This is a genomic window from Martinezella paranaensis (assembly GCF_014200235.1).
Lineage (GTDB): Bacteria > Pseudomonadota > Alphaproteobacteria > Rhizobiales > Rhizobiaceae > Rhizobium > Rhizobium paranaense.
In genome coordinates, this window is record NZ_JACHBI010000005.1 from 380,189 (window position 1) to 406,724 (window position 26,536).

The following is a 26,536-nucleotide window of genomic DNA, read 5'->3' on the forward strand; positions in this document are numbered from 1 at the left end:
ATTCCAGGAAAAGTGCACAGCGGTTTTCCTGGAACTGAAAACAATAAGATAGAGCGGTTCTGCGCTTCCGTGAGGCATCGAATCGCTCTGAGGTTTCTTATGCTTTCGACGTCCTGGCACCGGCGCGTGCCAGGACGTGTTCGCGCCAGATCGTGAAGATGCCCGCAGCCACGACAATGACGGCGCCGATGATCGTGTAGGCGTTGAGGGTCTCGCCGAAGACCGCCACGCCGATGATCGCCGAGAAGACAAGCTGCAGATAGGTGAGCGGCTGGATCACCACCGCGTCGAGAAGGTCATAGGCGCGAATGAGGAAATAGTGGCTCGACATGCCGGTGAGGCAGAGCACGCCGAGGAAAGCCCAGTCATACGGCGCAACAGATACCCAGAAAAACGGTCCGATGCAGCTCATGGCAATCGCACCGACGACGCCGGTGTAGAAAAAGCTCGTCATGGCGGAGTCGTCCCGGCTGACATAGCGGGTGATGACGACATAAAGCGAAAACAGCAGGGCACCGCCAAGCGGCACTAGGAAGCGAATATCGAAAAAGCCGCTTTCCGGCTTCAGGATCAGCAGCACGCCGAGGAAGCCGATGCAGATTGCCAGCCAGCGCCGCCAGCCAACCTTTTCGCCAAGGATCGGCACGGACAGCAACGCCACCATCAAGGGTCCGGATGAGAAGATCGCCTGCGAGCGGGCAAGGCCGACAATGACGAAGGACGAGATGGCGACAACGATCTGCGAGGCGAGCAGCAGCCCACGAGCGACCTGCAGGCGCGGCCTTCTGGTGCGGATAGCGACGCGCAATCCGCCCGGAGAGCGTGACGCCAGCGCCACGGCAAAGAGCATGAAAGCCCAATAGCGGATCATCGCCACAAAGAGCGGCGGATAGGCACTCACCAGATGTTTTGAGATGCCGTCCTGTAGCGCGAATATGCTGATCGCCAACAGCGTGAAGACGTAACCGGCGGTATTGGATTTCATTTCGGCTCGAAGGAAGATGTGTGCAGCCCCGGAAGCGCCGGCCGACCCGACGCTGCCGATCACAATAGGCTATTCGCTCTTACAATCAAAGGCTTCGGCCTATGTCTCACTACACGAAATATATCGATCAGCTCTTTTGCGTACTTTCGACAAAGGCGGCGAAACCCTCGATGAAAGCAGCAAGATTTTGCTTCACTTTCTCGTCGACGATTTTACCTTCCGCGTCGAAAACGCTGCCAGCGCGCGAAACCATCAGCCGGCCGCCGAACCAGGGATTGGTGCCAAGCGTGCGCAACACCGGCAGCCAGGCGGTCTGGCTGAGGATCGTGCCGAAATTGCCGGGCGATGCGCCGAGAACGGCGACCGGTTTTGCCCGAAAGATACGGGGGATATCGCTGGACGGCCGGCTCATCCAGTCGATCGCGTTCTTGAAGGCGCCGGGAAGCGAATTGTTGTATTCCGGCGTGAACAGGATCAGTCCATCGGACGCTGCGGCAAGCTCCTTGAGTTCGCTCACCGCCTCCGGAATCCCCTCGCCCTCCTCGAGATCACCGTCGTAAAGCGGGACGCCGTGGATGGTCCTTGCGATGAGCTCGACGCCCGGCGGCGAGAGTTCGACGGCGGCATGCAGCAGTGCCGTGTTGAAAGAGCCCTTGCGAAGGCTGCCCGATATGCCCAGAATTTTCATTGCGTTCCCCTTCAGTTGGATGGGGAGAAATTTATGGCTCGATGCGGTTCGTCAAGGGCTGATGACCAACTGAGCGAAGGGTGGGAAGCATTTCGGCAAGGCGGTATCGCTTTCCCCTCAGATTGCGATGAAGACGGTGCCGTTTTCGACCTTGACCGGATAGGTTTTGAGATTGACGCAGACCGGAGCGCCCTTGGCCTCGCCGGTCCTATAGTCGAAGCGGCCGTTGTGCTTGGGACATTCGATGATGTTGTCCATCACCAGCCCGTCGGCGAGATGGATCTGCTCGTGCGTGCAGAGGCCGTCGGTGGCAAAATAGTCGTCTTCCGGACTGCGGTAGATGGCGAAGGTCTTGCCGCCATGGTCGAAGCGCATGACGTCCTCCTCGTCGATCGCATTCGCCGCACAGACTTCGATCCAATTGCCGCTCATTCCTGCCTCCCTGTATGTGCCGTTGTATGTGCCGTTCCTGGCTGCTCTGCCATTCTCGGCTGCTGTTTTTGCCTGCGGTTATTGCGCTGCTTCTGCAGGCGTCACGTGGAAGTCCTCGCGATAGGGTCGCGCCGTCGCCGGCAGGTCGCGCTTCAGGAAATAATCCTCGTTGCGCAACTGCCTGAGGAAGGCCGGGATCATTTCGCGGTAGCCCGACCAGATCGAGGGGTTCGGCCGCGGCAGATCATGTTTGATCATCGCATGCAGCTTCGGCAGCGCATGATAGGGCACCATCGGGAACATGTGGTGTTCGACATGGTAGTTCATGTTCCAATAGATGAAGCGGCTTATCGGGTTCATCAGCACCGTGCGGCTGTTCAGCCGGTGGTCGATGACATTGTCGGCCAAACCGCCATGCTGCAACAGGCCGGTCAAGACATGATGCCAGGCGCCATAAAGCCGCGGCAGGCCGATCAGCACCAGCGGCAGGACCGAGCCCATATAAAAGGTAGAAGCGATGGTGGCGGCATAGATCGCCAGCCAGATGCGGGCGATGCGAATCGCCTTCGGCTGCTCCTGTTCCGGAATGAAGGTCTTCTCCGTGGCGCTGACGATGCCGAAGGCGTTGCGGATCATGTCGAGCACGGCATAGAAGACATCGACGAGGCCGAAAAAGTTCAGGACCAGGCGCAGCAAATCCGGCGGCCGCATGACGGCGATCTCCGGATCGCGGCCGACGATGACGGTGTCGGTGTGATGGCGGGTATGGCTCCAGCGCCAGGTCACCGGATTGCGCATGATCATGAAGCAGGCGATCTGGTAGACCGCATCGTTCATCCAGCGGGTCTTGAACGCCGTGCCGTGCCCGCATTCATGCCAGCGGCTGTCGGAGGCCGAGCCATAAAGCACGCCGTAAGCCAGGAAGAAGGGCAGAGCGATTAAGGAGCCCCAGAAGGCAACGCCGAGGCCGGCGAAAACCCCCATGCTGCCGAGCCAGATGACCGTATCGCGGATGGCGGCATCATCGGAGCGCTGCATCAGCGCCTTCATCTCCTTGCGCGCAATGTCGGTATGATACCACTCGGCCGCCGCCAGCCCGGTTTCGACCGCCTGCCGGCTGCTTGGGCCGAGCAGGCTGTAATCGCGCTTCATGCTCTCGCTCATGGCTGCTTCCTGCCTCCCCGCGATGCGCAAACGCCGCACCGCCTCTGATGACGAAGAGGATAGGTCGAGTTTTCGCTTGCCTCAATGCGGCGATGATGGAATCTATCATATTCCATCACCACGCCATCTCATTCATGATGGAATACCTCAGGACCCCACCATGCGCCGACCAACTATTTCCGATCTCGCAAAAGCATCCGGCGTCAGTGTCGCAACCATTGACCGCGTACTGAACGGACGCCATCGCGTACGGGAGGAAACGGCCAAGCGTGTCTATGAGGCAGCGCAATCGATCGGGTACCATGCGGTCGGCTTGCTGCGGCAGCGTGTCTTTGAGGATCTGCCGCAATATCGATTGGGGTTCCTGCTGCAGAAACCGTTCCAACCCTTCTACCAGTCGTTTGCCAAGGAGATTGGCACGGCTGCACAGACGGTCGCCATCGCGCGCGTCCATGCACAGATTGATTTCGTCGCCGCGTCGACACCGACGGCAATTGTCGAGAAGCTGAAAGCCATGGCGACGCGGAACCAGGCGATCGCCCTCGTCGCCCCCGATTATCCCGCGGTGACGACGGCGGTGGAAGAACTGAAGGAAAAAGGCATACCGGTCTTTTCGCTATTATCCGACTTCGCGACAGGTGTGCGCGAAACCTATGTCGGCGTCGACAATCGCAAGGTCGGGCGCACCGCTGCCTGGACGATCGCCAGGTCTGCCCATCGTCGCGGCAAGGTCGCCTGCTTCGTCGGAAGCCACCGCTTTCATGGCCACGAACTGCGCGAAATCGGCTTTCGCTCCTATTTTCGCGAAAACGCTTCCGATTTCGAGGTGCTGGATACGCTGATCAATCTGGACACTGCCGAAATCACCCATGAGGCGACGCTCACCCTGCTGCAGAAACATCCCGATCTCATCGGCTTTTATGTCTGCGGCGGCGGCATGGAAGGCGCGATTTCCGCCATTCGCGAGGAAGGGCTTGCCGGCAAGCTCATCGTCGTCGTCAACGAATTGACACCGGAATCGAAGGCAGCACTCGCCGACGATGTCGTCACGATGGTTATAGGCACCCCTCTCTCCTCGCTCTGCAAGGAGCTGTTCAATCTGATGATCGGCGCCATCGAGCGCGGCGAAGCCGCAATCCCAGGACAATCCTTTCTGCCCTTCGACATTTTTGTCTCGGAGAACATTTAATGCATGTCGCGCAAAAGTGTGCGGCGGCTTTGCGAAAACGACATGCAAAAACAAGGAGCTCTAAAGCGTGGGAGCGAATCTGAAAGATCGCGACGAGCTTTAGCGTGATGAAATCACATCATCGGGCGGGATATTTCTATCATGGATGATGGGAGAAGCCGGCGCTTGCCTGTGGATCAACTGCATGATTCTCGCTAGTCATTCGCACATATGCACGGCCGGTCGACATCCCGTCAGGCCGGCCGCCAAGAGGAGGAATGCCTGCCATGAGTTCCATTCGTTTCGCGCTCAATCATATGTCCACCCCGGCCCTGAGCGTGGAATCGTTCTTCGCCGCGGCTAAAAGCCTCGGCATCGACAGCGTCGAAATCCGCAATGATTTGGCCAGCAATGCGATCCTGGACGGCACGCCGGCGGCAGCGGTCAAGGAGCTTGCGGCACGTTACGGGCTGACGATCATTTCGATCAACGCGCTGCAGCGTTTCAACGAGTGGAACGAGGCGCGCGCCAAGGAGGCGGCAGAACTCATCGGTTATGCGCGGGATTGCGGTGCAAAAGCGCTGGTCCTCGTCCCCGTCAATGACGGCAGCGGCCGCGAGCCTGAGGTGCGCAAGCAGAACCTCGTAACGGCATTGACGGCGCTGAAGCCGATGCTGGATGCCGCCGGGATCATTGGCCTGGTGGAACCGCTTGGCTTCGAGATCTGCTCGTTGCGCTCAAAGACCGAAGCTGCTGCTGCGATCGAAAACCTCGGCGCGCAATCGACCTTCCGTCTGGTTCACGACACCTTCCATCATCATCTCGCTGGCGAGGCAGCTACTTTCCCGGATCTCACCGGCTTGGTCCACATCTCCGGTGTCAGCGATGCCGCAGTGTCGGTTTCCGATATGCGCGATCCGCATCGCGTTCTGGTCGATGCCGGCGACCGTCTCGACAATGTCGGACAGATGCGGGCGCTGGTGTCAGCCGGTTATGCCGGCCCCTTCTCCTTCGAACCCTTTGCGCCGGAAGTGCATGCGCTGAAGGAGCCGGTTGAGGCATTGAAGGAAAGCATGGCATATCTGGCCGCGCACGTTTAATGACCGATTGACCAACGGGGCCACGGGGTCTCGTTGGTCAATCGCGCAAGCGCGGCTGATGGCTATGCCAGCCATGCTCTGACGGAATAATATGCAAATTTCCGAAGCGCAGGCCGCTTCTATTCCCTGCCCCTGAAGCGGCGCTGATAGGCGGGATCGTAGAGCGAGCTTTCGCGGAAATCGCTGGCGGCAAGCGACGGGCCTACGAAGATCAGCGCCGTGCGCTCGATCGGTTCGGCCGCCACCTTTGCCTCGATCGTGCCGAGGGTAGCCTGGAGAATGCGCTCATCCGGCCAGGAAGCTTTGACGACGATAGCGACCGGGCAATCTGCACCATAAAGCGGGGTCAATTCCTCGACCACTTGCCCGAGCGCATGGATCGCCAGATGGATGGCGAGCGTCGCACCCGTAGCGCCGAATTTTTCCAGGCTTTCATTGTTCGGCATCGGCGAGGCTCGGCCGGATACGCGGGTAAGCACAAGGCTTTGCGCCACGGCAGGAATGGTCAGCTCACGCCCGAGGGCGGACGCTGCCGCCGCAAAGGACGGAACGCCGGGGGTCAGCGTATAGGCGATGCCGTGCTTTTCCAGGCGGCGGATCTGCTCGGCGACGGCGCTCCAAACGGAGAGATCACCGGAATGCAAGCGGGCGACATCCTCGCCGGATGCTGCGGCCTTTAGATATTCGGCCTCGATCTCGTCCAGCGACATCGGCGCGGTATCGACGATACGGGCGCCAGGCGGGCAATATTGCAGGAGTTCCGGCGAGACGATCGAGCCGGCATAGAGGCAGACCGGGCATTTGCCGATCAAATCTCTGCCACGCACGGTGATCAAGTCCGCAGCCCCCGGCCCCGCTCCGATGAAATGCACCGTCATTCCGCTACCTCGTTTCTCATTCTGATGGTTTGACCCAGGACCATTGCGTCACCGGCATCGCCGGCCGCCAGCCGGTCATGGTGCCGATGGGTGCTGCGCGGGCAATATCGATCCGAATCAGCGACCCGCCACGGCGGGCATGTTCGGCGAGCAGCATCGCTTCCATCTCGATCGTCACCGCATTGGCGACCAGCCGCCCGCCTGCCTTCAGCCCGGCAATGGCCGCGTCCATGACACCCGCATCACTGCCGCCGCCGCCGATGAAGATCGCGTCCGGTGCCGGCAGACCGGCAAGAGCGTGCGGCGCCTGTCCTTCGACGACGGTCAGCCCTGGAACACCGAAATTTGCCGCATTGCGGCGGATACGAGCAGCGCGCTCGCCTGAAGATTCAATCGCGATGGCCCGCATCGAAGGGTGGGCCAGCATCCATTCCACGCCGACGGAGCCGGAGCCGGCGCCGATATCCCACAGCAATTCACCATGACGTGGCGCCAGCGCCGACAGGGTCATGGCCCTGATTTCCCGCTTTGTGATCTGACCGTCATGCTCGAACAGGCTGTCGTCCAGGCCGGCGCTGCGCGCCAGGATGCGTGCGTCCGTCGCCACGGCGACTTCGATGCCGCAAACATTCAGATCATTGATGCCGGAGAGCCTGAAATCGGCTGCCCGCTGCGTCGAAACTCGTTCATGTGGTCCGCCCAGCGCTTCGAGAACAGTGAGCGTTGATTGACCGAACCCAGCCTCCTGCAACAGGCGCGCCAGATCGGCGGGACCTTGGGCATCCGAAGTCAGGGCCAAAATTTTCCGGCCGGGATGAAGATGCGGGCGGACAAGGTCCAGCGGCCGGCCATGCAGGGAAAGAACGGTCACGTCCTGCAGCGGCCAGCCGAGGCGCGATGCGGCAAGGCTGAAAGAAGAGGGGGCGGGAATAACGGTCATCTCGGATGCAGGAACATGCCGCGAGAGCGTCGCACCGACCCCATAGTAGAAGGGATCGCCGGAGGCCAGAACAACGGTCGGCATTCCACGCCGAGCCAGTACGGCTTCGATGGATTTTTCGAAGGGGCTCAGCCAGCTATGCGCTTCGCCCTTGATCAGAGCCTGCATCAGTTCGATATGTCGCGTGCCGCCGAAGACGACGGGCGCGGCAGCAATTAACCGTTTGGCATCGTCGCCAAGCCCCGCTGGACCGTCTTCGCCGATGCCGATAAGAGTGAGCCAGCGTTGAGGGGAAGGCATCTCAGACATGGGCAAGACCCGCATTCTGATCTTGGGTGGTACGACGGAATCCCGTCAATTGGCGGAGGCGTTGGCGTCGCGCGCCGGTCTCGACGTCGTGCTGTCGCTGGCGGGCAGAACCGTCGATCCGGCTCCGCAGCCGGTTCCCATGCGTAACGGTGGATTCGGCGGCGCAGAGGGCCTTGCACGCTACTTGACGGACGAAGCGATCGATCTGTTGATCGACGCAACCCATCCCTTCGCCGCCCGCATTTCCGCCAATGCCGCGGAAGCCGCTGCCTTGAGCAATATCCCTGCCTTCGCACTTCGCCGGCACGCCTGGCTGCCTGCTGAGGGCGATCATTGGCACTCGGTGCAAAGTGTTTCCAAGGCCATTGCGGCGCTCGGCCCCTCGCCTCGCCACGTTTTTCTGGCGATCGGCAGACAAGAGGCGCATCAGGCCAATGCGGCGCCCATTCATCACTATTGGGTGCGCAGCGTCGATCCGGTCGAGCCGCCGCTGACGGTGCCCAACGTTACCTACATCCATGCCAAAGGTCCGTTCCGGCTGGAAGACGAGCTCGCCATGTTGCGGCAATATCGGATCGACGTGATCGTGACGAAGAACAGCGGCGGCAGTGCGACCTACGCGAAAATCGAGGCGGCGCGACAGCTCGGCATCGAAGTGATCATGATCGAGCGCGCACCCGCCGCCGATATGCCGGCAGTCGAGACTATCGAGGATGCGCAGCGTCGCATCGATCATCTTGCCGCGTCCTTGATGAAGCGTGGCGTATAGACCAGATCGGGTTTTGTTTCTCGAGCAATGACGCGCGTCTCGGCCGAACCGATGATGACACACGTCGCCATATCGGCGCTCGACGCGTCGGCATCCGCGAGCCTTGCAACTGTCATGCGCTCATCCGGGCGGCCCGCCGCACGACCGAAAATAACGGGAACCTCGGCGGGAAGAACGTCGCGCAGGATTTCGAAAGCCTTGCCGAGCTGCCAGGGACGAGCCTTGCTGATGGGATTATAGAGGGCGATCACAAGCCCTGCTTCCGCCACCAAACGCAGCCTATTTTCTATGATATCCCAGGGCTTTAGATTGTCCGACAGCGAGACGGCGCAGAAATCGTGCCCCAGGGGGGCGCCGATGCGAGCTGCGACGGCAAGCATGGCGGTGATGCCCGGCGCGACGACAAGATCGACATCCCGCCATTCGCTCGGCCCATTGTCGATCGCCTCGCACACCGCTGCCGCCATCGCAAAAACGCCGGGATCGCCGCCGGAGACGACGCAGACATTGACGCCGGTGATCGCGCGCTCCAGCGCTGCCTTGGCGCGATCCAGCTCCTCGCGATTGTCGGAGGCCTGGCGGATCTGATCCGGCCGCAGCGACAAGCGATCGAGATAGGGGCCGTAGCCGAAAAATTCCGTCGCGTCGACCACTGCCGCCAGCGCTTCCGGGGTCATCTGCGCCGGGTTTCCGGGGCCGGTACCGATGACATAGAGACGACCGCTCATGGCTTGTCTTTCCAACCGGGAACAAGGATCAGCGAGAAATAGGGCGCTTCGGCGTCTCCTCTCTCCGCGAGTGGCGTCATCGCGCCGTTCGCCATCGTGCCGCGCTCGACATAGAGCGCCTCCTCGAGACGGCCGGCAGCTTCAAGAGCGCGCCGAATTTTAGGCAAATTGCGGCCGACCTTCATGATGACGGCCGCCTGCGTATCGCCGAGGCGACGGGCAAGTTCGGCTTCCGCTATGGTGCCCGGGAGCACGGATAGAACATCGTCCCCTTGCACCATCGGCAGGCCCGCCAATGACCAGCAGCCGGACATCGCTGTCACGCCAGGGATGACTTCCGTCGGATAACGATCGGCAAGCCGCACATGCAGATGCATATACGAACCGTAGAACAGCGGATCGCCTTCGCTGAGAACGGCGACCGTCTTGCCATCCTTAAGATAGGCGGCAACCATCTCGGCGGAGGCATCATAGAAATCGGTAATCTGGCTCTTGTAGTCCCCCTCGTTCTTGTCGATTTCCGTCGTCACGGGATAGTAGAGCGGTAGCAGGGTCACATCGGTTCTGAGCACATCCCCGACGACCGCGCGACCATTGCCATTTTTCCCCTGCTTGGCGAAATAGGCGACGACTTCCGCCTTCTCCAGGGCTTTGACGGCCTTGATGGTCAGCAGTTCCGGATCGCCGGGCCCGGTGCCGACGCCAATCAGCCGGCCAGTGGAATGCGCGCTCATAGTCCAGACCTCGCCAAAGCGTTGATCGCGGCGGCGGTGATGGCGCTGCCACCAAGACGGCCACGAACGATGGCATAGGGAACGCCATAGGAATGTTCCGCCAGCGCATCCTTGGATTCGGCGGCGCCTACGAACCCGACGGGCATGCCGATGATGGCGGCAGGCTTCGGTGCGCCGTCGCGCAGCATTTCGAGGAGATGGAACAACGCCGTCGGCGCATTGCCGATGGCAACGACTGCGCCCGCCAGACGATCTTTCCAGAGATGCATTGCCGCTGCCGAGCGGGTATTGCCGGTCGTCTTCGCCAGTTCCGCTGTGCGGGAATCATGCAGCGTGCAAATCACCTCATTGGCCGCCGGCAGGCGTGCGCGGGTAACGCCGTGGGCGACCATCTCGGCATCACAGAAGATCGGCGCGCCGTTGACAAGCGCCGTGCGGGCAGCCGCAACAAAATCGGGAGAGAACACGAAATGCTCCGATGCTTCGACGAGGCCGCAGGCATGAATCATGCGCACGGCAACATCAGCCTCGGCATCCGAAAAGCGCGATAGATCGGCCTCGCTGCGGATGATTGCGAAGGAGCGCTCGTAGATCGCATTCCCCTCGCGGATATAATCATAATCAGGCATTCCTACCCCTGTCGTAGCGCTGTCACGATCGCGTCGGTGCCGAGCCGTGTAAGACACTCCTTCGTCGATTCGCCAGCAACTTTGTTGTTCCGCACCAGCCTGTTCATCTCAGCCAGGGCGAATTTTAGCTCTTCTTTTCCGATGTAGGCCACAGGCTCGCTCGATGCGGACCCATTTACGACAACCCCATAGCCCATTGGCGCACCGACGATGGTGATGGCACTATTGGCCGGATGGGCGCAGCCTTTGCGACAGCCGGAGAGATGGATCGTGAGCGAGCCGTCGAGCAGCTCGGGAGCCAGGTCGAGAAGATCCGCTGCTGCGGATTTCGTTGCGTAGAAGGCGGAAGCGCAAGCCCCAGCCCCGGCACAGACGTCCATGTGATTCGACGGATCATCGGCGCGCGTTCGAAAACCGCAATCTGCTGCAGCCAATTGAACGGCTTCTGCCGCCTGGACACCGAGACCCAGCACCAACATCGCATGTTCCGGCGCAGTGCGGATTTCGCTTGCTCCGGCAGCTTCGGCGATGGCGAGGAAACGAAGAAGGTCTTTCGCCTGGATTTGCCCGAAAGATGGGTGCAGGCCGAGCGCGAGATGATCGCTGCCGAGAGGATGGATACCAATCGGCGAAACATGCTGCTCGGCAATGCCGAGTGCGCTAACGTCAAGCGAGCGGTATTTCATTCGCAGGCTGTCCACATCGAGATCACGGCCGCGCGCGCGTGGCCCGAGAAGGGCCAGCGCTTTCAGCAGATCGATGATGGCCAATTGTTCGGCGGGAAAAGAGGCGATGACCTTCGCCGTTTGTGCCGTGCCACTGACAGCGAGATCCCATATGGTCGAATTATCAGCGGCTCTTGCCGCCCTCAACCGAATATCCGCGGAGATTGCATCGAGGTTCAGCCGCCCGCCGGCATCGATGATGATGGTCAGCTTGGGTGCCAATGCCGGCTGGGGATCGAGCGCGGCGATCTGCTGGCGAAGCAGAGCAGCCAAGTTGCGGGCATCGGCGATTTCCAGTGGGTCCAATCCGCCGAGCGGCGGGGTCTCGATCGTGACGCCTGTTTCGGGGATGATGCCGGCATGAGCGATATCCGCAGCGAGGCCAGCCATGCTTTCCGTGGTCATGCCGCGTAGCTGAAGATTGCCGCGTGCCGTGATTTCGAGCAGTCCGTTGCCATGCCTCTCAGCCGCTTGGGCGAGCGCTCGGAATTGCTCGATCGTAAGGCCCGGCGTCTTCGGACGCAGCCGCACGAGCAGTCCGTCACCGGTGATCATCGGGGCACTCAGTGAGGGGCAAGCGCCGCGTGCCATCGATTGTGCGTCCGGAACGCAGGCAATAGCGTCGATATTCTCCCCTGAGAGAATATTATGCCCTGCCATCATCTGCCTCTCGGTCACCGTCATCCGACCATCCTTCCCGAAGGAGATGTCCTTTACATAATCCTCATCGGCGGGCAAACAATTTGGCCGCGGCAGAGTACCTCATGCCTGATCGTCGAAATCCTGGCCTTTGCGCAGCAAATAGATATCCATGATCCAAGCATGCCTCGCCCGCGCCTCCGCCCGGGTCGCCATGATGCGGTCAGACACGTCGGCAAGCCGACCGGCGATGGTGATCTCATCCTCGGTGCCGAGATAGGCACCCCAGTAGATATAGGCATCGGGATCGTCGATCTTGCTGAACGCCTGCTCGCCGTCGAGCATGACGACGGCCGTCTCGACCACACCTGGAAAGCTCTCGGCCAGCCGGCGGCCCGTAGTGATCTGCACCGGCTTTCCAACAAGGTTGAGCGGGATCCGGTGGCTCGCCGTCAAAGCCTGGATGCTGGTGATTCCGGGGATGACGCTATAGCTGAGTGCAATGCGGTTCCGTGCCTTGACCCGCTCGATGATACGGATCGTGCTATCATAGAGGCTAGGATCGCCCCAGACGAGGAAGGCGGCGCTTCCCTGCTCCGCCATATGGTCCTGGAATAGCCGTTCGTAGGTCGACGAAATTTCGGCGTGCCAGTCATCGACGCTTTGTACGTAACTGCGATCCGCGGTCTGGCGCACCGGCACGGCATAGTCGACAAAGCGGACGGCCTTGTTCGTAACATAGCGCTGGCATATGTCTCTCCGCACATCGGCAAGCTCAGCCTTGGCCGTACCTTTGCTAGGAATGAAAATGACATCCGCATTGTTCAGCGTATTGATGGCCTGCACGGTCATATGCTCGGGATTGCCCGTTCCGATGCCGACAAGATAGATGTGTCTCATTTCCTCGCCCTCGTTCTTCCGGCTGTTTGCCGGAAGCGGAAGGGCATTTCAAGTGTGGTGGCAATCAAGTTGGCCGCGATAGGCGACAACGTGCCTTTCTAACTCAGCTTTTGTCGCCCATAGAGCAGCAGCATGCAGATGATGACGACGCCATAGATGAGCTGCCGTCCGGCTTCTTCGATCTGCATGACGGAGAGGATGGATTGGAGAAGGGTAATCAGGATGACGCCGGCGACGGTTCCGAGATACGATCCCTTGCCGCCGAGCACATGCGTACCCCCGAGGACCACCGCCGCAATCGACGGCAAAAGATAAGCGTCCCCCATCGATTGCGACGCCTTGGAGGCGTAGCCGGCCAGCAACACACCGCCCAGGGCGCTGAGCCCGCCGGACATCAAGAATGCCAGCAAAGTGATGCGGCGCGTGTCGATCCCCGACATATAGGCCGCTCTCTCCCGGTTTCCGATCGCATATAGCGAACGGCCGAATGTGGTTCTCACAAGCAGGAAAACGGCGAGAAGGCCGACAACCAGCCACACAAGCACACCATTCGGAATTGGGGATATGACATAGCCGGTTGCGAGAAAACGCATCGCCGGCGACGCCGCATCCTGGGGCGCGAACCCGCCGGTGTAGACGACCATCAAACCCTGCACGACCGCGTTCGTCGCAAGCGTGATAATCATCGACGGGATGCGCAAGTAGGCAACCGCGAGGCCGTTGACCGCACCGATCACCGCGCCGCACAGGATTCCGAACGGAATGGCAAAAAAAGATCCGACACTGCCATAGGCAGTTGCCGCGCAAGCCATCATCGCCCCGGCGGCAACGACCCAGGGAACGGAGAGGTCGATCTGCCCGATGAGAATGACCATCATCATGCCGGTCGCTATGACGCCGAGAAACGAAGCGACCTTCAATTGCTGCAGCAGATAGTCCGGCGACAGGAAATTCGATGAATAGATGGAGCCGCCGAGAAGCAGCAGCAGGATGCAACCGAAAGCGATTGCCACCGCCGGATCGATGCGACGCAAGCGCGCGGGTATGCTGGATCGCTGCATGAGAGACACATCCTCGCTCATTGAAACCACTCCAGGCGGTTGCGAACCCGGGCCAGACCCATGCAGCCGATGCTGATCGCCAGCATGAGTACCACGCCCTGGAACAGGGGTTGCCACAGAGGGTCAAGATCGAAGACGAACAGTAGATCGCCGATCGTCCGGAAAGCCAATGCGCCGAAGACGGCACCGACTGCGCCACCTTTTCCACCCGCCAGCGAAACGCCGCCAAGCACTACAGCGGCGATCGAATAAAGCGTGTAGGCATTGCCGCTCGCGAATGCGGCTTCGCCGGTATAGGAAAAGAAGGTCAGGTAGAGCCCGCCGATGGCGGACATCAATCCTGCCAGTGCATAGGCTGCGAATTTCGCACGCTTGATCGGCATGCCGGACATGTAGGCGGCGTTTTCGGCGGACCCTGCTGCATAGGCAGCGCGGCCCAAAATCGACCGGCTGAACGGGATCCAGAAGATCAAAAGGGCGGCGGCAAGCACGACCAGACTTGCAGGAAAGACATCAAAAAGCTTGGAGGTAAAAGCATCAGCCAGCGTCTCGTTCACCGCACCGCCGGGCGTCGGACGCAATATCAGGGCCAATCCAAAGAAGATTGCGCTTGTCGCGATTGTGGTCACGATCGGCTGCAGCCGCCCGAAGATGATGATCAGCCCGTTCAGCATGCCACAGGCGAGCCCCGTCAAAAGAACGGCGACAACGCCCAAAGCAGTCTCAAACGGCGTTCCAACGACAAGCCACGAGGCCAGGCAATTGCAGAGAATGAGGATCATGCCGACCGAAAGATCGATGCCGGCAGTAATGACCACAAAACATTGCGCCATCGCGACGAAGGCCAGCAATGCCGCCTTGTTCGACGCGGTCTGTACGACATTCGGGGTAAATCCCGCCGGATGGTTCGAGACGTAAATCACGAACATGACGGCAAAGAGCGCCGCGGCCAACAGCGTCCCCTTGTGTTGCGCATACCAGAAGCGCCATTCGCCGTGTGGTATCTCTTTCATTGGCCGACCTTCTGTTCTGTCAGGTGTGCTCCGATGTTGAGCGCACTGCCAATCAATTCGCGTTCATTGATATTAGAGCCTTCCAGCACCCGGACGATACTGCCGTCGTACATCACCAGCACTCGATCGCAGCAGCCGATCAGCTCGTCATAGTCGGTGGAATAGAAGATGAGCGCGACGCCGGCCTCCGCGAGCTTGCGGAGCAAGACGTAGATCTCCTGTTTGGTACCGACATCGATCCCTCGCGTCGGGTCGTTCAGCAAAACGATCTTCGGCCGGTTCATCAGCCACTTGGCAATGACAACCTTCTGCTGATTTCCACCGGAAAGCGCTCCGACCGGCATGTCGATGGTCGCGGCCTTGATCGCCAGCAGCTTGAGGAGTTCGTCGATCCTGCTGGCCTCAGCGGCGCGGTCGATCACGCCCCTGCTCGACACGCTGTCGAGTGCTGCAATCGACAGATTTTCGCGCACGGTCATGGGCAACATCAGCCCTTCAGTCTTGCGGTCTTCCGGGATAAGCGCGATCGACGTTTCGCCGGATTTTGCCTGTTTCGGACTTTTCATCGTCACGCTTCGGCCCGCAATCTGCACATCGCCCCGTACGTCGCGCAGCACACCGAACAGCGCCAGCAGCAGCTCCCGTTGCCCCTGCCCGTCCAGTCCGCCGAGGCCAACGATCTCGCCCGGCCGGACATCGAAGCTGATGGCGGAGAGCCGATCGCCCCAGGCAAGATCCCGGCAGGAAAGGATCGGTGCAAGTCCGTTCTCGGCTGCGTGTTTCGGTGGAAATACGCTCGTATATTCGCGTCCGATCATCAGCTCGATCACCTGATGGTCGCTCTTCGTCCCGGCCGGATAGGATTCAATGCTACGCCCATTGCGAAAGACGGTGCACTCATCCGCCAGTTGGGCAATCTCATGCATGCGATGCGAAATATAGATGAGCGCCATGCCCTCGGAGCGCAGCCGCTTCAGCACGCTGAACACCTTTTCGACGTCGGGTTGGGTCAATGCCGACGTTGCTTCGTCGAGGATCATGATCCTCGGCTTACGAGCGAGCGCCTTGGCAATCTCGACCATCTGGCGGCGAGAGAGCGGCAAATCCTTGACGAGAGAGGACGGGTGGATATCGGAAGCGCCGGCACGCGCCAGGGCTTCTTCAGCGATCTGCCGCTGCCTGCGACGGTCAATCATACCGAACCGCAATGGCGGATTGCTGATGACGACATTGTCGGCCACGGACAAATCCGGGACCAGCGACAACTCCTGGAAGACGCAGACGATGCCTGCGCTGTTGGCCGCGGCAGGCGTGGAAAAAGTCACCTCTTTGCCGTCGAACACCATACGCCCCTCGTCCGCGGCGACGACTCCCGCCATGATCTTGATGAGGGTCGATTTGCCTGCGCCATTCTCACCGAGAACGGCGTGTATGGCTCCCGGCCGAATGGCGATGTTGGCTTCTTTCAGCGCGACGACACCGCCATAGCGCTTGGATATGCCTTCCATCCGGAAAAACGGTTCGGATAAACTCACGCCCCAACCTCCCATCGGGTGCCGCAAGAACGAGGCTGCGGACACGATGGTCCGCAGTCAAGCGTCGGAAACAAAGGTAACTATTGATTTTCCTTTGTCTGCCCCATGATCTCCTGAGCCGTGAAATTGATCCCGCAGGTTGGGAAGGAATTGCCGACGAAGAAGTTATCGGACTGCTTGGGATAATAATCCTGGCCTTCCTTGAAATCCGGATCAGAGACGAGAGCGGTCGGCAGCTTCACGGCCTGGGGGATAACTTGACCTTCCAGAGCAGCAATCGCTGTCTTGATTGCAACCGCAACCTGAGCCGGTCCGGTTCCCGCCGATGCGCATTTCAGGCCGTCGGCCGAATGTGCAGCGCAAAGCTTGCGGAAGCCGTTTTCCGTCTCGCCGCCGAAGACCACGAAGGGATGCTTGGCATCCATCATTGCCTGCACGACGCCGGTGTCGCCACCCTGCGCCGTGATACCGTCGAAGGGACCGTTGGTGGCGATGGCGTCGGCTGTCGCCTTCTGCGCGACGCCGTCATCCCATTTGCCGACAACTTCCGTCACATTGAACTTCTTGCCGGACGCATCCAACGTCTCCTTGATGCCGTTGTGGCGATCGGTATCGACGGAGGTGCCGGCAACCCCTCGCACCTCGAGAACCTTGCCGCCATTGGGCATGTGTTTCACAAGCCAATCGGCCCAGATGACACCGAGACCCTTTTGGTCGACATTGACGTTGATGGCGTCCTTGGTATCGAGGATGTTGTCGAAGGCAACCAGGATGACACCGGCCTGCTTGGCTCGTTTGATGACAGGGCCGAAGGCGGTCGGGTTCTGCGCATCCACGACGATAGCATCGTAGCCCGCATCTATGAAATTGTTGATTGCCGATATCTGGGCGGGAACGTCTTCGCCCGTCGACACGACCTTGAATTCCTTCAGCTTGGCTGCAACATCGGGTTGCGCCGCATAAGCCTTGGCCGTCTGCACCATCTGAATGCGCCAGGTATTGGCGATATAGCCGTTGGCGAGTGCGATCCGGTAGGGGCCTTGTTTTTTCGGGAATTGCAGAAACTGCGTATCGGCTGCCCAGGGCGTCATGCATTTCGGATCGCCCGCGGGGCCGGAGACGACCTTTGGTTCTGCATAGGCGACGCCACTAAGCAACGCAATGAACGGTATGGAAAACACGGCGATCCGAGCGGATCTTACTTTGATAGCTTTCGGCATAGAAGTCCTCCTCCTCGGGCGAATTGACCCGCCCTTTTATTTTTGATCGGCATGATTGAATCCGGAAAAAGGCTCCATCCCATCCTTTCCGGATTTGTCGAAGCGTAACATGGTTGACAGCGCTGTCAAATTCTAATTGCTAGCGCTGTCATCCATGAAGTATTTATAGATATTCTTATTCTGGAGAACTCGAATTCAACAACATGTGAACGATACTTGATGCGCCGAATAACCTTGGATGATGTTGCAAACCTGGCTGGCGTCAGCCCCATCACCGTATCCCGCGTTCTAAGAAAGCCCGGGGCGGTGTCGGAGGGATTGCGCCTGCGCGTCCATGCGGCGGTAAACGAACTCGGTTATGTCCCGAATGTTGCAGCAAGCAGACTTGCCTCGTCGCGCACCCACACGATCGGGGTGATCGTGCCGACCCTCTACAACGTGATCTTCGCCGAATACCTTTTTGCCCTGCATGAAGTTCTGATCGATGCCGGCTTCCAGGTACTGGTCGTCAACAGCCGCTATTCCGAAATCGAAGAGGAAAACGCCATCAAAGCGCTGCTGGGGCAAAGGGTCGAAGCGATCATCATCGCCGGTATTCACCACACCGCGCTTTCGAGGCAGCTTCTCACTCAAGCAAACCTGCCGGTCGTCGAAACCTTCGAACTTTCCGACGACCCGATAAATCTCAACATCGGCATGTCTCAGGAACATGCCGGCTACGTGGCGACCCGCCATCTTATCGAGCGTGGCTTTCGTCGGATCGCGTTTCTCACCGGCAATCTCGACCACCGCGCCCAGTCGCGTTTCGATGGGTATCACAAGGCCATGCGAGATGCAGACCTACCAAGCGCGGAAATCATCGCCCCAAAGCCGCGCCACAGCTCAGTTGCGCTGGGATCGGAACTCTTCGCCATGGCGCATGAATGCGGCAATGTTCCCGAGGCCATATTCTGCACTGATGACAGCCTGGCCCTTGGCGCGATGCAGGAATGCCGCAAGCGTGGCATCCGGGTGCCGGACGACATATCGATTATCGGGTTTCACGATCTCGAATTTGCAGCCTGCGTTTCCCCGTCGCTCTCCTCCATCGCGACGCGACGCTATGAAACCGGAAAGCTTGCGGCGGAGAAAGTTCTTGCGGCGCTAGAAGCGGGGGCCAAGCCCGACATGGAGCAAACGGACCTCGGATTTGCACTGTTGCCCCGCGAGAGCACTAGCGGCTGAATTCGCCTCGTCCACAATAGCGCGCCGAGCATCACCACTGCGGAGGCTGCGCCATGTACGATCGCGGAATCATCGACGCCGCCGTCATATGGCGCTCCCAATCGATGACCGCGTGATGCAGTTCAAGCGACGCAGGCGCTCATCTACCCGTTACAGCAACCGACGGATTTCCCGGTCCGCGGACTGCAGCAGCTCGAAAGCGCGATAGCGGTTCTCATGCAGCAACTGGGTAGCGCCACCCGCGGGAGAGAAGATTGTCGCGAGGCTCGACATCGCCTTCATCGCTTCCAGCAGCGAATGATGGTGTCCTGCGGCAACGGCGCCCAGCATCGCCGCGCCCAGCAATACGGGCTCCTCGGTATTGGCGATCGCGACCGGGGTATTCGTCGTGTCGGCCAGAAGCTGTCGGACGAGGTTGCTTTGCGCGGCTCCGCCGCTCGCGACGATCATACCGATCTCGATGCCATCTCGTGACAACGTCTCCAAAAGCTGCCTCAGGCCATAGCCAATACCGCAGAGACCGGCGACATAGAGCGAAATCAGGTCAGCGATCTCGATCTCAAGTCCGACGCCGGCGATCACCGCGCGAGCATCTGGATCGGCATGGGGTGACCGGTTTCCGAGAAACTCCGGAACGACATGGATCGACCTTGCAAGCTCACCGGCACGCGCCAAGTCGGGGCACAATTCGGTGGCCTTACGGTCAAGCCATGCGACGAGGGAGAGACCTCCCATCTCCGCCTTCGCACGCGCTTCGGCAGATGCGGGATGCATCGCAACCAGATGATCGATGGCGGCTCCGGCAGCCGACTGGCCGCCCTCCGTCAGCCAGAGCCCTGGTATCATCGCCGAGTAATATGGGCCCCATACGCCCCCGACAAAAATGGGATTCTCGCTCGAAGCCATCGAGCAGGCCGAGGTGCCGAAGACGTAGGCGAGCCTGTTTTGCACTCTCGATCCGCCATCTCCTCCGAGCGTGCCGACACCGCCCGCGTGGGCATCGATCAGGGCCGCTCCGACGGCGGTTCCGATCGGCAATCCCAGATCCAAGGCTGCGGCCTCGGTCAGCCCATTCGCCAGCGCCGTGCCGGGTTCGACGATATCCGTACCGATTCTGGAAAAGCCTTCCGCCGCCAGCTCTTCCAGGCCGATGGCCTTGAAATATTCCGCATCCCAGCGTTTCTCATGGGCGAGATAGGTCCACTTGCAGGTGACGGTGCAGACCGACCGGCTCAGTGAGCCGGTCGCACGCCAGGTCAGATAGTCCGCAAGGTCGAAGAAGTGATCAGCAGCGGCAAAGGATTGCGGCAGATTGCGCTTCAGCCAGAGAAGCTTCGGCGTTTCCATTTCCGGCGAGATACTGCCTCCGACGTAACGCAGAACATCGTGATCGCCGCTGTTGATCTCGGCCGCCTCGCCGGCAGCGCGATGATCCATCCAGACGATGATGTTGCGATCCGGATTACCGGACGGACCGACTGCCACCGGAGCACCATCAGCTTCGATGGCGACGAGGGAGCAGGTCGCGTCGAAACCTATGCCTGCGACGGCCGTGGCCGGGATTCCGGCCGACACAATGGCTTCCTTGACGCTGCCGCAAACCGCTTTCCAAATCTGTTCGCTGGATTGCTCGACAATGCTGCTGGCCTCATGCCAGATCGTGATCGGGCGTTTTTCCGAAGCCAGCAGATTGCCATTCTCCGTGAAGACCCCTGCCCGAGCGCTGCCTGTACCGACGTCGACGCCGATGAAATATCGCGCCATCTTTAGAGGTCCGTGCTGTTCGGCAGGATAACGAGATCGCGGATGGTGACGTTGCGCGGTCTGGACAGCATGAACAACACCGCCTCCGCGACCTCCGTCGCCTCCATCAATCCGCCCGCCGCAACCGTTTCGTCGAGCTTCGCTTTCGGCCAGTCGCTAATCAGAGCTGTTACCACCGGGCCGGGAGCAACGGCTCCCACGCGAATGCCATGTTTCGAGACCTGCCGGCGCACCGTGTGGACGAAGGCTTGCACCGCATGCTTAGAAGCCGTGTAGATCGGCTCCCATACGACAGGAACCATGCCGGCGATGGAACTGGTCACGATGATATCGCCGGTCTTCCTCTCCACCATGTGAGGCAATACCGCCCGAACCGATCTGAACGCCGCATTGATGTTCAGGTTCAGCATCCGGTCCCAGGCGTCGGGATCCCCGTCAACGACCTCACCGCCGATATAAGAACCGGCATTGGCGTGGAAGATATCGAGCTTTCCGAATCTCTCCAGTATCTGCGGCATCATCGTCGCAACGCTGGCGGGATCAGTGAGGTCGATGACCAGAGGAAAAGCCTCCGGACCAAGCTCGGAACATATATTCTTCAGAGACTCTTCGGCTCTGTCGATGAGGGCAACGCTCACGCCCTCCTGCAATAGTGATTTGGCGCATTCAAGACCGATCCCCGAGGCGGCCCCGGTAATCGCTGCAACCTTTCCAGAAAGTTCCTGTCTCATATCATTCCTTCCCTTGGTCGTTATATCAGGCTCGGCCGTGCGAAACTCGCGACCGGCGTGCCAGGGAGTCGACGATGACGGCAATGGCGAGAACTGCGCCGGTGATCATGTAGCGAAGGGCAGAGGACAGATCGAGCATCGTCAGCCCGCTCGCGATCGACTGGATGACGATGATGCCGAGTAGCGCCGAATATGCGCTGCCGCGGCCGCCGAAGAGGCTCGTTCCGCCGATGACGGCAGCGGCGATCGCGTTCAGATTGACGTCGCCCGTGCCAGCCTGTTGGCTCGCCGATGCGAGACGCGCCGCCGCGAGCACGCCGCCGAGTGCTGCAAACATTGCACAGAGAACGAAAGCGCTTGTATAGATGCGCCGAACGTTGATGCCCGCACGGCGCGCCGCCTCGCGATTGCCGCCGACGGCAGCCATCGACCGGCCCCACTGGGTCCGCGTCAGCGCATAGTCCATGATGATGGCCAGCGCGACGAAGAGCGCGAACATCCATGGAATACCGCGATCCTGATTGAGATAGAAGGCGACGAATTCGAGCGCGACGGTGATCGCAATGGCGCGCACCACAAGACCGCCGATCGACCGGGAGGAAAGATTGGCCTCGCGGCGGCGGAGAGCCGCGCGATAGCCAGAAACCAGCATCACGATGCCGGGAAGCAATGAGAAGACATAGGCGAGCGGACGCGGGATGACCATGAGCTGGCCGAAATTCACGATGGCCGACCCATAGGGCAGGTTGATCGAACCCGTTGCGCCAAGCAGGTAAAGCTGCATGCCTAGGACCGCCAGTAGGCCCGCCAGCGTCGAAACGAAGCTCGGCATTCCCAGCCGGTTGAAAAGCAACGCGTAGAGCGATCCGATCAATCCGCCGACGACGAGTGCGGCGATAATGGCAACGGCCACCGGCCAGCCCTCGTTGACCCAGAGCATGCCAACCATGGCCGACGCAAAGCCGCTGATCGAGCCGACGGAGAGATCGATCTCGCCCACCATCAGGACGCATACGATTCCGAGCGAGATAACGCCGACCGTCGATGCATCGAAGAGGAGATTGGCAAGATTGTTGCTCGAAAGGAAGGTCGGGTTGAGAGTGCCGAAGACCGTCCAGATGATGATCAGGCCGACAACCACCGGCAGTGAGCCGAGATCGCCGGAGCGCACCTTGTCGATCGACGAACGGATCGTGCCGCCGAGACCGGCTTCGTGCTTGACGCGAATATCGCTTCGGTCGAGGAGCGCTCCCGCCTGTTTGATGTCGCTGGTCATATCTGACCCTCCTGCCCTATTTGCTGTTGCGCCTGACGGCGCCCGGCGCGGCGCGAAACCGCATTTTCGCTGGCGCCGGTAATGGCACTGACCAATTCCTGATTGGATGCATCGGGATAGAAAATTCCGTTGTTCCGGCCGAGCCGCAACACGACGATGCGATCCGCCACGGCCCGGACGTCTTCCATGTTGTGGCTGATCATGACCACCCCGAGCCCGCGGTCGCGAACGCGTTCGATCAGGTTCAGAACTTCGGCCGTCTGGGCGACGCCAAGGGCTGCCGTGGGCTCGTCGAGCAGGATCAGTTTCGGCTCCAGAAGCAGCGATCGCGCGATCGCTACCGTCTGGCGCTGCCCGCCGGAGAGCGATGCGATCGGAATGCGGACACTCGGAATACGCGCCGAAAGCTCGTTCAAAAGGGTCCAGGCGCGGACCTCCATCGCGGTTTCGTCAAGCTTCAGCGGGCTGAGTTCCCGCCCGAGGAAGATATTGGCGACGACATCCAAATTTTCGCACAACGCGAGATCCTGGAAAACGGTGGCTATGCCCAGATGCAGCGCGGTGCTCGGGTCGCTCAATGTCACCTTAGAACCACGAAAGGTGATCGTGCCGGCACTCGGCTGGTGGACGCCGGCAAGGATCTTGACGAGCGTCGACTTGCCGGCACCGTTGTCGCCCACCAGAGCGACGACTTCGCCCGCATGCACGTCGAGATCGATATCAGTCAGCGCCGATACGGCACCGAAATGTTTGGAGACGCCTCGCAGGCTGAGCACCAACTCGCCTGTCGCGGCTGTTTGGTCGGGAGCGTCAGTCATATGTCGCGAGCCTTTCTGTATGAATGCAGCAGGATGGGTTCCCGGTTCCCCGGCCGCCCTCAAGCGACCGGGGAATTTGGCGGGAGGAGATAGTCACTTCGTGATGCCGAGCGTCTTGCAGCCTTCCGCATAACGATCGCCGCAGAGCTGGTCCGCAGTCTGGATCGGCTTGCCGTTGACCTGCTTGTCGATGATCTCAGCCTTCAGATTCTCCGAGGTAACGAGCGCCGGCACGAAGAGTTGCGTCGGCGTATCGAAGAGCTTCGTATCAGCCTTCGGCGCTTCGCCCGACAGCAACTGGATCGCGACATTTGCCGCTGCCGCAGCAACGATCTCGCTCGGCTTGGAGATCGTATTGTACTGGTCGCCAGCGATGATGAGCTGCAGGCCGGCGATCGTCGCATCGTTGCCGGTGACGGGCGGTACCGGATCGATGCCGGCGGCCTTGAAGGCTGCAACGGCCGCGCCGCCGGTGCCGTCATTGGCGGCGACAACGCCCAGGATCTTCTTGCCGAAGCGGGTGATCTGGCCGCTTGCCCATTGCTGTGCCTTCGGCGGCGCCCATTCCGGCGTGTCGAACTCGGCAAGTACTGGATAGCCGCTATCGGCGAGACCGGCGTGGATGCCCTTCTTGATCAGGCCTGCCGCCGCATCGGTCGGCGAACCGTTGATTTCCAGAAGGCCGCCATCCCCAGTCTTGACGTTCTTCGCCTTCAAATGATCGACAAGCGATTTGGCGATCATCTTGCCGATTTCCTCGTTGTTGAAGGAGACATAGTAGTCGGCTACCGCCGATGGGATCGGACGGTCATAGGCAATGACCTTTACCCCCTGGCTTTGCGCCATCTTGACGAGAGACGCTGCCGCCGTGGAATCGACCGGATCGAGGACGATTGCCTTCGCGCCCTGGGAAATCGCGGAATTGAACTGCTGCTGCTGGCGCGAAGCGTCACCGTTTGCATTCTGATAGATCACCTTGCAACCTGCGCAGAGCTTCTTCATCTCCGCCTGGAAACCCGGATAGTCATGCTCCTCGTAGCGCGTGGAGCTCTGGTCGGGCATCAGGAAAGCAACCGTCGCGTCCGTCACTTTCGCGGACTGCGCAAATGCGGACGTGCCGCTCAGAAGGCCGATAGCGAGTGTTGCAGCGCCTGCCAGTTTCAATGCGAATTGAGTCATTGGAATTCCTCCGCTCCAAATGATAGTTGTGTTGATGAAGCCTCAGGCTCATGTCTTGAGCTCGATGCCTGTTCCGTGGTGCAGCCTCCAAAGCAGGCCCTGCGGCCATGCTTCTTGGGTCTGACACGCGGACAAGAGTCTCCGTTCGGGCCATTCTCATGCCCGCTCCATCTTGCCCCCGATTGTCTGGTCTCTCCTCCCGGTCCTCCTCTTTTAGGCGGCCTCCACCGCTCTTACGTTCTGTGCCAGCAATGTTCTGAAGCGCGAGGGCGCCATGCCCTTCTGATCCAGAAAACGACGATTGAAATTCGAGATATTGTTGAAGCCGGCGGCAAAGCAGATGTCGGTTATCGACATTTCCGCTTTGCTCATCAGCAGGTGGCAGGCGAAGTTGATCCGCAGCCGATTGACATATTGAACGAGCGCCATGCCGGTATGCCGGCGGAAGCTGCGTGAGAACGCACTCGGGCTCTGGCCGGTCAATTCCGCAAGATCGGCTTCGCTGAAAGGCTCCGTCAGATGGGTGTTGACGTAGGCCAATGCCTGGTTGACGCCAGCCGACATGAACCCCGAAGGATCGGGATGATAGCGTGTGCTGGCGAGCGTGCTGGCGTTCTCAGCGCTACTCAATGCATTCAGCACATTCATGAAAAGCTCGATACGGCGAATTCCTTTGGCTTCGACCAGTTCACCGAGGATCGGCCCGACGACCGCCGCCGTTTCCGGCGTGAACAGCACGCCACGGCGGCTCATCTCCAGAACATCGATGCATCCGGAAAGCTCGGGAAAAACCCGGTTTGCGTCGGCAAAGAAGGATTCGGAGAACTGAAGGACCCGGCAGCGCAGCGGCAGGCAGGTGCCCGGCGGCACATCACTCACCCAATTGTGCGGCAGGTTCGGACCTGTCAGCACAAGATTTCCCGGCTCGAATTCGCCAATGAAATCGCCAACGAAATATTGTCCGGTCGTTGCGACGACATGGTGGATTTCATATTCGGGATGGAAATGCCAGCGGACCGTGCGGTAGGGATAGCCGTGTTCCCACGCCTTGAAGGACTCGGCGCTGCCGATCGCGACCACTTCCAAATCTGGATTCATGTCGTCCTCCCGCCTGCCCGCGGCCGGGTTTTTCCCGCACCGGCACCTCCTCCCAGAGGCCATTGTTCTTTTCCAACGATCCGACTTTACGCGTGGACATCCACCGCCGCTACTACGCCATGAACGCCAGACTGATACTTTTTTGACAATTCTGCGCCGATTTGTGCCCGATCGCACAGGAGTAGAGGCAGTCATCCGCAATGGATAGTTGCTGATCTATGGCTTTGGTCTTCTTGATAAGGCTGGGCGCTAGGCCGGACTTACGGGATAAGTGAAGCGCGTAGCCAAATGCTACTTCTTCCCTTTCAACCGGCGTAGTTTTTGCTCAGCCGCCAGGAGAAGGCCCTTGAGTTCCGGTTCGCGTACGCGGCCTGCGGCTTCGATGAAGGAGACCCATTCAGTGAGGCGTTGGCCTTTTTCCCGAAAATTTTCGCAGGATCTTTCGACTTCGAGCAGATGCAGTTGCACGATGCAGGGAACGCGGTTGTCGTCGGCGAGTTGCTTCAGGTAGGTGAAATAGCCGAACGGTTTCTTCTTGATCTTGCCGCGAACGCCGGCTTCTTCGAAGGCCTCGATTTCGGCCACTTCGTACGGCTTTTTCCCTTTTATCGGCCAGCCCTTGGGCATAACCCAGCGCCCGCTTTCGCGGCTGGTGACGACAAGCACTTCCGCTGCACCAAGCTCCCGGTTTCTCCGGTAACAGATCGCCGCATATTGTTCGTATACCGGACCATGGAACAGCGCATCCGCATGGGAGGCGAGATCGGACAAAAATCTTTCCGTTGTTCCGGAAAATTTCGGCTGGCCTGGGATCAATGGTGCCATGCCG

Annotated in this window: 26 protein-coding genes; 4 read left to right on the plus strand and 22 right to left on the minus strand. The window is 60.0% G+C overall.

What is annotated here, in order from left to right:
• Nucleotides 1–97: 97 nt before the first annotated feature.
• From GGD50_RS15405 to GGD50_RS15420, 4 genes are all read right to left on the minus strand, one after another.
• The gene (locus GGD50_RS15405; protein WP_183938214.1) at nt 98–985 is read right to left on the minus strand and encodes a DMT family transporter; all 888 of its coding nucleotides are present in this window, start codon (nt 983–985) and stop codon (nt 98–100) included.
• 127 nt (nt 986–1,112) lie between these two features.
• Nucleotides 1,113–1,673 carry an NADPH-dependent FMN reductase gene (locus GGD50_RS15410; protein ID WP_183938215.1) on the minus strand — a complete coding sequence of 187 codons (561 nt, stop codon included), beginning with the start codon at nt 1,671–1,673 and terminating at the stop codon, nt 1,113–1,115.
• Between the two features lie 117 nt (nt 1,674–1,790).
• On the minus strand, nt 1,791–2,105 hold the full coding sequence (locus GGD50_RS15415) for a MocE family 2Fe-2S type ferredoxin (protein WP_183938216.1): 315 nt from the start codon (nt 2,103–2,105) through the stop codon (nt 1,791–1,793).
• Between the two features lie 78 nt (nt 2,106–2,183).
• Complete coding sequence (locus tag GGD50_RS15420) at nt 2,184–3,269, minus strand: fatty acid desaturase family protein (protein ID WP_183938217.1); 1,086 nt, start codon at nt 3,267–3,269, stop codon at nt 2,184–2,186.
• Nucleotides 3,270–3,429: 160 nt separating this feature from the next.
• Here GGD50_RS15420 and GGD50_RS15425 point away from each other — a divergent pair, with 160 nt between their 5' ends.
• Entirely contained in the window at nt 3,430–4,458 is a 1,029-nt protein-coding gene (locus GGD50_RS15425) for a LacI family DNA-binding transcriptional regulator (protein WP_183938218.1), read from the plus strand.
• Nucleotides 4,459–4,724: 266 nt separating this feature from the next.
• Nucleotides 4,725–5,537 (plus strand): TIM barrel protein, encoded by an 813-nt coding sequence (locus GGD50_RS15430; protein WP_183938219.1) that lies wholly within the window; start codon nt 4,725–4,727, stop codon nt 5,535–5,537.
• 119 nt (nt 5,538–5,656) lie between these two features.
• Here GGD50_RS15430 and cobM read toward each other — a convergent pair whose 3' ends face one another.
• Complete coding sequence (cobM, locus tag GGD50_RS15435) at nt 5,657–6,415, minus strand: precorrin-4 C(11)-methyltransferase (RefSeq protein ID WP_183938220.1); 759 nt, start codon at nt 6,413–6,415, stop codon at nt 5,657–5,659.
• Nucleotides 6,416–6,431: 16 nt separating this feature from the next.
• Entirely contained in the window at nt 6,432–7,679 is a 1,248-nt protein-coding gene (cbiE, locus tag GGD50_RS15440; protein WP_425503981.1) for a precorrin-6y C5,15-methyltransferase (decarboxylating) subunit CbiE, read from the minus strand.
• Between cbiE and GGD50_RS15445 the strand changes: the two genes are divergently transcribed.
• Nucleotides 7,663–8,433, plus strand: coding sequence for a cobalt-precorrin-6A reductase (locus GGD50_RS15445; RefSeq protein WP_183938222.1), 771 nt, complete (start codon nt 7,663–7,665; stop codon nt 8,431–8,433). The genes cbiE and GGD50_RS15445 overlap by 17 nt on opposite strands.
• Here the strand turns inward: GGD50_RS15445 and GGD50_RS15450 are convergent.
• The 9 genes from GGD50_RS15450 to GGD50_RS15490 all read right to left on the minus strand — a co-directional run bounded on the left by GGD50_RS15450 (nt 8,397) and on the right by GGD50_RS15490 (nt 17,617).
• On the minus strand, nt 8,397–9,161 hold the full coding sequence (locus GGD50_RS15450) for a precorrin-3B C(17)-methyltransferase (RefSeq protein ID WP_183938223.1): 765 nt from the start codon (nt 9,159–9,161) through the stop codon (nt 8,397–8,399). The genes GGD50_RS15445 and GGD50_RS15450 overlap by 37 nt on opposite strands.
• Complete coding sequence (locus tag GGD50_RS15455; RefSeq protein WP_183938224.1) at nt 9,158–9,895, minus strand: precorrin-2 C(20)-methyltransferase; 738 nt, start codon at nt 9,893–9,895, stop codon at nt 9,158–9,160. Before GGD50_RS15455 ends, GGD50_RS15450 begins: the two co-directional genes overlap by 4 nt.
• Complete coding sequence (locus GGD50_RS15460; RefSeq protein ID WP_183938225.1) at nt 9,892–10,524, minus strand: precorrin-8X methylmutase; 633 nt, start codon at nt 10,522–10,524, stop codon at nt 9,892–9,894. The genes GGD50_RS15455 and GGD50_RS15460 overlap by 4 nt, the downstream gene beginning before the upstream one ends.
• Nucleotides 10,525–10,526: 2 nt before the next feature.
• Nucleotides 10,527–11,933, minus strand: coding sequence for a precorrin-3B synthase (cobG, locus tag GGD50_RS15465; protein WP_183938226.1), 1,407 nt, complete (start codon nt 11,931–11,933; stop codon nt 10,527–10,529).
• Nucleotides 11,934–12,011: 78 nt separating this feature from the next.
• A complete protein-coding gene (cobF, locus tag GGD50_RS15470) occupies nt 12,012–12,788 on the minus strand; it encodes a precorrin-6A synthase (deacetylating) (protein WP_183938227.1) in 777 nt (258 codons plus the stop codon).
• Between the two features lie 98 nt (nt 12,789–12,886).
• The gene (locus GGD50_RS15475; RefSeq protein WP_183938228.1) at nt 12,887–13,870 is read right to left on the minus strand and encodes an ABC transporter permease; all 984 of its coding nucleotides are present in this window, start codon (nt 13,868–13,870) and stop codon (nt 12,887–12,889) included.
• A complete protein-coding gene (locus GGD50_RS15480) occupies nt 13,867–14,862 on the minus strand; it encodes an ABC transporter permease (protein WP_183938229.1) in 996 nt (331 codons plus the stop codon). Before GGD50_RS15480 ends, GGD50_RS15475 begins: the two co-directional genes overlap by 4 nt.
• Nucleotides 14,859–16,397, minus strand: coding sequence for a sugar ABC transporter ATP-binding protein (locus GGD50_RS15485; RefSeq protein WP_183938230.1), 1,539 nt, complete (start codon nt 16,395–16,397; stop codon nt 14,859–14,861). The genes GGD50_RS15480 and GGD50_RS15485 overlap by 4 nt, the downstream gene beginning before the upstream one ends.
• 80 nt (nt 16,398–16,477) lie before the next feature.
• Entirely contained in the window at nt 16,478–17,617 is a 1,140-nt protein-coding gene (locus GGD50_RS15490) for a sugar ABC transporter substrate-binding protein (protein WP_183938231.1), read from the minus strand.
• Nucleotides 17,618–17,836: 219 nt separating this feature from the next.
• On the opposite strand from GGD50_RS15490, the gene GGD50_RS15495 reads away from it, so the two are divergent.
• Nucleotides 17,837–18,841, plus strand: a complete 1,005-nt coding sequence (locus tag GGD50_RS15495; protein ID WP_183938232.1) for a LacI family DNA-binding transcriptional regulator — start codon at nt 17,837–17,839, stop codon at nt 18,839–18,841.
• Between the two features lie 150 nt (nt 18,842–18,991).
• On the opposite strand, the gene GGD50_RS15500 is transcribed toward GGD50_RS15495, so the two are convergent.
• The 7 genes from GGD50_RS15500 to GGD50_RS15530 form a co-directional block, all read right to left on the minus strand.
• Complete coding sequence (locus tag GGD50_RS15500) at nt 18,992–20,605, minus strand: FGGY-family carbohydrate kinase (protein WP_183938233.1); 1,614 nt, start codon at nt 20,603–20,605, stop codon at nt 18,992–18,994.
• 2 nt (nt 20,606–20,607) lie between these two features.
• Nucleotides 20,608–21,336 carry an SDR family oxidoreductase gene (locus GGD50_RS15505; RefSeq protein WP_183938234.1) on the minus strand — a complete coding sequence of 243 codons (729 nt, stop codon included), beginning with the start codon at nt 21,334–21,336 and terminating at the stop codon, nt 20,608–20,610.
• Nucleotides 21,337–21,361: 25 nt separating this feature from the next.
• A complete protein-coding gene (locus tag GGD50_RS15510; protein WP_183938235.1) occupies nt 21,362–22,612 on the minus strand; it encodes a sugar ABC transporter permease in 1,251 nt (416 codons plus the stop codon).
• Nucleotides 22,609–23,430 carry an ATP-binding cassette domain-containing protein gene (locus GGD50_RS15515; protein WP_183938236.1) on the minus strand — a complete coding sequence of 274 codons (822 nt, stop codon included), beginning with the start codon at nt 23,428–23,430 and terminating at the stop codon, nt 22,609–22,611. Before GGD50_RS15515 ends, GGD50_RS15510 begins: the two co-directional genes overlap by 4 nt.
• Before the next feature lie 93 nt (nt 23,431–23,523).
• Nucleotides 23,524–24,609: an ABC transporter substrate-binding protein gene (locus GGD50_RS15520; protein WP_183938237.1), complete on the minus strand. Its 1,086-nt coding sequence runs from the start codon at nt 24,607–24,609 to the stop codon at nt 23,524–23,526.
• A gap of 213 nt (nt 24,610–24,822) precedes the next feature.
• Entirely contained in the window at nt 24,823–25,707 is an 885-nt protein-coding gene (locus tag GGD50_RS15525; RefSeq protein WP_183938238.1) for an AraC family transcriptional regulator, read from the minus strand.
• Nucleotides 25,708–25,998: 291 nt separating this feature from the next.
• Nucleotides 25,999–26,532: an NUDIX hydrolase gene (locus GGD50_RS15530; protein WP_183938239.1), complete on the minus strand. Its 534-nt coding sequence runs from the start codon at nt 26,530–26,532 to the stop codon at nt 25,999–26,001.
• Nucleotides 26,533–26,536: the final 4 nt, after the last annotated feature.